Source organism: Chamaesiphon sp. OTE_20_metabat_361 (genome assembly GCF_031364565.1).
In genome coordinates, this window is the sequence record NZ_JANLWO010000497.1 from 1 (window position 1) to 6,126 (window position 6,126).

Annotated in this window: 8 protein-coding genes; 4 read left to right on the forward strand and 4 right to left on the reverse strand. The window is 47.0% G+C overall.

Annotation, left to right across the window (positions count from 1 at the left end; all coding sequences use genetic code 11):
- A partial coding sequence (locus tag RMO35_RS14475; RefSeq protein ID WP_309742037.1) for a class I fructose-bisphosphate aldolase occupies positions 1-247 on the forward strand: 247 nt, incomplete at its 5' end.
- 232 nt (positions 248-479) lie between these two features.
- Here RMO35_RS14475 and RMO35_RS14480 read toward each other — a convergent pair.
- The gene (locus RMO35_RS14480; RefSeq protein ID WP_309742038.1) at positions 480-1,463 is read right to left on the reverse strand and encodes a beta-fructosidase; all 984 of its coding nucleotides are present in this window, start codon (positions 1,461-1,463) and stop codon (positions 480-482) included.
- Positions 1,464-2,375: 912 nt separating this feature from the next.
- Here RMO35_RS14480 and rpsN point away from each other — a divergent pair.
- Positions 2,376-2,678, forward strand: a complete 303-nt coding sequence (gene rpsN, locus RMO35_RS14485) for a 30S ribosomal protein S14 (protein WP_309742040.1) — start codon at positions 2,376-2,378, stop codon at positions 2,676-2,678.
- Positions 2,679-2,761: 83 nt separating this feature from the next.
- Here the strand turns inward: rpsN and RMO35_RS14490 are convergent, their stop codons facing one another.
- The 3 genes from RMO35_RS14490 to RMO35_RS14500 form a co-directional block, all read right to left on the reverse strand.
- Complete coding sequence (locus RMO35_RS14490; protein WP_309742041.1) at positions 2,762-3,094, reverse strand: hypothetical protein; 333 nt, start codon at positions 3,092-3,094, stop codon at positions 2,762-2,764.
- A gap of 112 nt (positions 3,095-3,206) precedes the next feature.
- Positions 3,207-3,485: a hypothetical protein gene (locus RMO35_RS14495; RefSeq protein ID WP_309742042.1), complete on the reverse strand. Its 279-nt coding sequence runs from the start codon at positions 3,483-3,485 to the stop codon at positions 3,207-3,209.
- Positions 3,486-3,874: 389 nt separating this feature from the next.
- A complete protein-coding gene (locus RMO35_RS14500) occupies positions 3,875-4,330 on the reverse strand; it encodes a DUF721 domain-containing protein (protein WP_309742043.1) in 456 nt (151 codons plus the stop codon).
- 376 nt (positions 4,331-4,706) lie between these two features.
- Here RMO35_RS14500 and RMO35_RS14505 point away from each other — a divergent pair, with 376 nt between their 5' ends.
- Both RMO35_RS14505 and RMO35_RS14510 read left to right on the forward strand, forming a co-directional pair.
- Positions 4,707-5,816, forward strand: coding sequence for a hypothetical protein (locus RMO35_RS14505; protein ID WP_309742044.1), 1,110 nt, complete (start codon positions 4,707-4,709; stop codon positions 5,814-5,816).
- Positions 5,817-6,002: 186 nt separating this feature from the next.
- A partial coding sequence (locus tag RMO35_RS14510; RefSeq protein ID WP_309742045.1) for a PspA/IM30 family protein occupies positions 6,003-6,126 on the forward strand: 124 nt, incomplete at its 3' end.

Sequence of the window (6,126 nt, forward strand, 5' to 3'; positions counted from 1 at the left end):
TGCCTTTCTCTCGGGCGGACAGAGCATCGAACGCGCCACCGCCCACCTCAATCTTATTAATGCTAAATATGCAGCCCAGTGTCCCTGGACTGTAACTTTCTCCTACGCCCGCGCCATCCAACAACCCACCTTGGATTATTGGCACGGCGATGATACCAATATCCCCACTGCTCAACAGATGCTGCTCCATCGCGCGAAACTCAACAGCGCCGCTCGTCAAGGGAAATACACGCCAGAGATGGAGTAGGTTTTAGGCTTTAGGCTTTAGGTTTTAGGTTTTAGGTATTAGGCTTTACTTTAGGCTTTAGGTGTTCGGGTAATCTTGTCAATTATTAAGGATGATTTGGATTGGCGATCTTCACGACAAATCAAGGTAGGGGCAATTCATGAATTGCCCCTACCTTTACCTATACCCAGCAACAATTCTAGTCCAGTCGTAGGGTGTGTTACTCCGCAGGATAACGCACCGACTAGTCTAATTACATCGCGATCGAGTAACTGCTAAAATCGCGATCGACATGTTGCAATCCCGTCTGCACCCCACTGCGGCGAATCCCCCCAGTCTTGATATCAAAACCCACAATCTCGCCATTGAGTTCTGGAATAACTCTGCAAGCATAGAGCTGAGACGTTTCCGGTAAAATCACCTCGGGATTTGTCCCGGGAAAATCAAACATCGAAGACGAAGTAAAGCCCTGAAGACCACCGCTGTGAGCGGTCGTCGGCGCAAAATCATACTTTGCCCAAGTGCTATACACCAGCGCATACTCATCATTACTCGCTTTGTACAACTGAGGCACTTCCATCTCCGCATAGAAGCCTGGATGACAGATCGGGGGTAAATACTCCCACTCTTCAAAATTATTATGTTTAGCTTTGAGCAGCGCTACCGTACCTTTTTTACCTAATGGTCGATCTGGTTCTTTCGCTGAGAGCAACATATAGATCTGCTCCTCATGGCGAAACAGAAAAGGATCGCGCCAAGCGTGAATTGTCAGATCTTCGGGAACGTGCTGAAGCGCGTAAGGAGCTTGCGGTTGAATCCGAATACTCGGAATCCGAAACCAGCGATCGAAACTTTGAATATGATGGGTAAATGCTACGCCCACATTTTGCGTCATCCCATCGTGTGTCGCTTGGTTTCTCGATGTATAAAACATCAAATAACCACCTTGAATTTTGATAATATCCCCGCTCCAAATCGAGGTATCATCCCAGCCGTGAGGCTCTGCACCCAGTACGCGATCGCTAATCCAATCGATCGTCAAAAAATCTTTGGTAGTAGCATAACCTACCTGCGAACTCATATGGTGCGCGTCTGTAGCGACCAACCCGCGATCGGCATTGAGATAAAATAGATGAAAAATGCTCGTATCTGTGTCGAAATGATACCAAAAATCCCACACGTGGCGATCGGGGTGCAGCAGCGTCGGATAGCTAAATTCTGGAGCGAGAGTAAGCATTTTCTACCAATTCAAAATTCAAGATTTGGATAATTTAGTCAAAACGAAATTGTCGCAGTCAAAACACTTGCGAATAGGGCAAGAATTTTGCGAATGCGGGAAAAAAGATAGCTATGCCGTCGCGATACTTTCGCTAATGATTCACTTGTTAATATGAATGATTTGCGCTAAATAAGTTTCAACTTTTAGTGAAATTTATTTGGTAGTTTTGACAAAGGTTTGGTCAACCTGTCATGACCTTCGCTCTAGTAATTCTCGATCGAGAGTAGCTACGTTCTATGGATGAGTATTTGTACCTGTGAAACCCTAAAGCCAGCAACCTGAAAATATCTATCCATTGGCTCTTTACCACTGGCTGGAAATGCTGGAAAATAGCTCCAGAGGTAGAATTTGAAGTCTGTGCGAACACCAAGCTAGCGTTCGGGTGTACCATCGTGTGTCTATGTTTCAGTAGGCAGTATTTTGTGGGTATGATTTAGCATACCCAACTTATCACAGTAAGCGATCGAATTCAGCTCGAAAAATCGCCCAAAAAATATTTATGACGCTCGTTTGCTCGGATTGCCAAAACCGAGCAAAAGCACGCAGTATTTAGCTCGAATCAGAGAATATTCTCAAGCCAGATCGACCGCTGGCGTCTGCTGGATCGTCGATCGTTTAGTTCGATCGGTAAACTTCGACTCATCGATCGCTATCTACTCCCGATTGTAGCGATCTAACTCAATTTTGGAAAGGAGTATTAATACTAACTCAGACGAACTCCCGACCTAATTGGCGATCGCCATAGACAAACTCACCACAAGTGCTTTATAATATAGTGTTTGGCACTCTTGTAATGCCTGCCGACTAAAGTTAGTTGAGTAGATCCACAAGAATCGCTCGGGTTTTTTGTAAATAGAGAAAGTTATACACATGGCGAAGAAATCATCGATCGAGCGGGAAAAGAAACGCGAGCGACTAGTTGCAAAATATGCAGACAAGAGATCGGCTCTGTTAGCCGAGTTTAACGCTGCGGCTACCCCCCAAGCGAGATTTGCAATCCACCGCAAGATTCAACAACTACCCCGCAACAGCGCACCCACTCGGTTGCACAATCGCTGTTGGGTAACTGGTCGTCCGCGTGGATACTACCGTGATTTTGGGCTGTCTCGTAACGTCTTGCGCGAATGGGCACACCAAGGTTTGCTACCCGGTGTAGTTAAATCTAGTTGGTAGGATAAGGGCACTGGGTAATAGGTATCAACCTATTCCCACTCCCATCTCTAGCCTTTGAGCCATCAAGCCAGCAACGCCTAAAATTAATTACCGCAGCAACGGTTGTCGATACCCAAGCTATCCAAGATAATATCGCTGACAGCATTGGCGACGGTGAATTCCCCAAAAAAGCTTTCCTGAAAATTGAAGGCCTGCATCTCTGTGACGATCGCCATCACCAGGCAACCCAGGTCGTTTTCACCTTCCATCCGCTGCCGAATATAGATTTGAGCGGCACGCTTAGCAATAGTGATATTAATCGACTCGGGAATAAATTCGCGATCGAGCCAGACTTTTAGCGATGCTTGTAGCCACTCGCCTTCTTTAATAGCGTCAGTGGCTGGTGGTAATACAATCGGTAGAATCGGTTCTGTCATTGGCGATTACCAACTGCGATCGATGTAGAAGTGAACAATGTAACCAAGATCGATTGTGCAGTTAGTCGGGGGCGATCGCAAGCCTGAGTAACTAAAATTAATTAATGAGGATTTAGTTATTGCTACTAGCGATCGTGCCGCTCAATTCTAGTGCGACCATTTCACCGATCTCAGTACCTTCTAGTACCTGCGGTAACTCCATTTGACGATTGGCGATCGCCAATCTGTCGGCGTCCCAGTTGTTAGAAAAGGCTGGTAGACCTAATTGACAAGCCTTCCAATCACTACGAACGGATACATTTAGCTGCTGACAAGCCCCGCCGTGCATTCCCTCTGGTCGGTAGAAGCGACAGTAGCGACAGGCAGATGTAATACAATTTTGGTCGTTCATCAGTGTTACCCATTGGGAGAGCACCTAATTCAATCCTCTCCTCATTACTATTATGCCTGTCCCCGATTCAGGCAAAAGTGACATCGATCGACGATCCCATCCAGCTTATAGCGATCCCCAGCATTTTTTTACTTTAGATTGTCTTTAGATTCAGTTTATAGTTAGACACATTTATTAAAGTATTCAGTACATACCTGCAATAATTTTATTAACAGTCAATCCGGGTGGTAATGGAGCTAAAACTATGAGGGATCGCTAGAAACGGGCATCGGCAGCTTGGCAAGATTGCAGATTGTGTCGATCGGTAGAGGTTTAAACGTATTAGTTGAATGCTGTTATCTACCTTTTGATAGAGGTAATAATTAATTTAAATATGTGTTTTCGGATACTTACTTGCGACCCAAAATTCCGAGATCGATCGCACAAAATTGACAAACCCCCCACCGGAGCAACTCCCCCTGGCGGGCGCGAGTATTACATTGGGAACAAATAACTACTGCGCCTGAGTCTATAGGGACAGACTCGCTTTGGGTAGCTGTGGGTGAAGTGTTGCTGCTAAACCCGATCGCGACAAACCGCAAATCTTGGATCGAGCCGTCTAGGTGTAGGTTTAACTGGTGACACAGTTTCTGCCGCCCAAAGGTCAGTTGATGGGCGAGGCTGGCGCTATTAGTGGCAATGGTGAGCAGTCCTCGATTTAGAGATCTCGGCTGAGTGCGTTCTGCGATAAGCGGCGATACACTCGCTTGCCATGCCCGGACGATCGCACCCCAATCCCTGACCCCTTCCCATCCTGGCTGCTCTTGAAGCTGTAATGTAATTGCGGAAATTGGTGCTATTGACATGTCTATAATTATTACTAATCGCCAAACTTACTCAAGTCAGGTTAGTCAAATGTCTATTTTTTAGTCAATTGGCTGAATTTTGACATATATTAATGACATGGTAACGATCGACTATCTCCGTAAGTCAGTCACTCGTCCCCTCAAGCTACTGCTAAGCTTAGCAATGCGAAGGAGAGACTAGGTAGTCAGTGAGTTAACTGGACTGATGATTGCGCCAAACGGCTTGTCTGCTAGGTGTGACGGTGGCAACATCGACAACCAAATTGCCGGATATTCAGTGTTACTGCAATCATGAGTACTCTAAGCATAGAGTCACTAATTAATTCGATCGATCTCAAATCATATCTTTAGAAATCTCTGCGGTTAAAGTGAGTTTATGAACCACCATCCATCTGACGATAGCGCGAACGTGCCCTTATCCGGTCAAGCGGCGGTCGCTGATGTTCGCGATGGCAACAGCCTGCCTTTAGACACACCCAGCGACACCGAGCATCCGGAATCCTACTATGTCAATCCGGCACTCCAAAAAGCTTTAAGTTGCTTAGATATCAAATTGGCAGACGAACTAGGGAGATTCAGAGCCACACAGGGGCGGGAAATCGGCCATAGCGAACCGATTCAGGATGAAGATAGCGCCCAAAGCGATCGATCTGCAAGTGATAGCACCACTTGGGCACAACATGGAGCCGATTTTGATGCAGACGCGGCGATCCTCACTGCTCAAATCGTGCCGCCTGCTGAAGCTAATCCAGCACCAAAAGGTGGATTCATTATTATCGACGGGCTGACGACATCAGCATCGAGTAGTCGCAATGCGAACGCCAATCTTAATTGTGCCCCGATCGCGCTCCATCGATCGGACGCACCAGCGGTCGCCGAAAATTTGGATCTCAACTTCTCATCTGGCAGGGAAATGGCACAATTCCACGATAGATATTTATCCTCCTCTCAAGAATTGCTGCGCCAAATTCAATCGGGTTATCCCGCTGTAGAGCCGCCGCAGCCCGCTCCCGCTCCCCGCACCAAACATTTTACACCGCTCAAAATCGGTTCGATGGCTGTCATCTGTGCGCTGGCGGGTGGTGCTGTCTACACCTATCTCAATCCTGGCATCTTAGCGCCCTTAACCGCTACTAAAGTCACCAGTCCTAGCACCTCCGGACAAACGATTCAAAGCCCCAACCTTGCGGCTAGTGAATTTACCGAACTTAATTTGAGTACTCTCAATACGATTAAATTGCCCACAGTCACAGCTACCAACATTACCACCGCACCAACCGTGAGTGTCCCTCCCCCGGCGGCATCGACAGCACCAGCAGCCATCCCCTTTAATGGGATGCGCGGTACGAGGCAGACATTACCCACGACCACAATTACCGCTCAGCCCAGACTTGCCGATAGCCTAGTCAGATCGCTCTTACCACCTAATTTCTATACTGTTGCCAAACCATCGGGCTATCGAGTTACCCCGCCCATCGGACGTTAGGATCGGAAAGTTCGCGGAAATAGCGCACTTATGACTAATTCCTAGTATGGTCATGCCCGATCGTCAGATCCAGAAGTTATCATAATTACTAGGTCATGTATTTAAATTGTCAAGTCAAAACTCTAGCACCAGCAGCGGACTAGATACCGAGCTGCTAGAGCAGAAAAATATCAAGAGGATAGTAATATGGGATTATTCGATCGGGTGAGCAGACTGCTGCGGGCGAATGTAAATGATATGGTGAGCAAAGCCGAAGATCCAGAGAAAATTCTGGAACAGGCAGTGATGGACATGCAGGAAGATTTGGTAC

Excerpts from the sequence above, each read along its gene's own strand:
- RMO35_RS14480 (WP_309742038.1), bottom strand. The coding sequence starts at position 1,463 with ATGCTTACTCTCGCTCCAGAATTTAGCTATCCGACGCTGCTGCACCCC.
- rpsN (WP_309742040.1), top strand. The coding sequence starts at position 2,376 with ATGGCGAAGAAATCATCGATCGAGCGGGAAAAGAAACGCGAGCGACTA.
- RMO35_RS14490 (WP_309742041.1), bottom strand. The coding sequence starts at position 3,094 with ATGACAGAACCGATTCTACCGATTGTATTACCACCAGCCACTGACGCT.
- RMO35_RS14495 (WP_309742042.1), bottom strand. The coding sequence starts at position 3,485 with ATGAACGACCAAAATTGTATTACATCTGCCTGTCGCTACTGTCGCTTC.
- RMO35_RS14500 (WP_309742043.1), bottom strand. The coding sequence starts at position 4,330 with ATGTCAATAGCACCAATTTCCGCAATTACATTACAGCTTCAAGAGCAG.
- RMO35_RS14505 (WP_309742044.1), top strand. The coding sequence starts at position 4,707 with ATGAACCACCATCCATCTGACGATAGCGCGAACGTGCCCTTATCCGGT.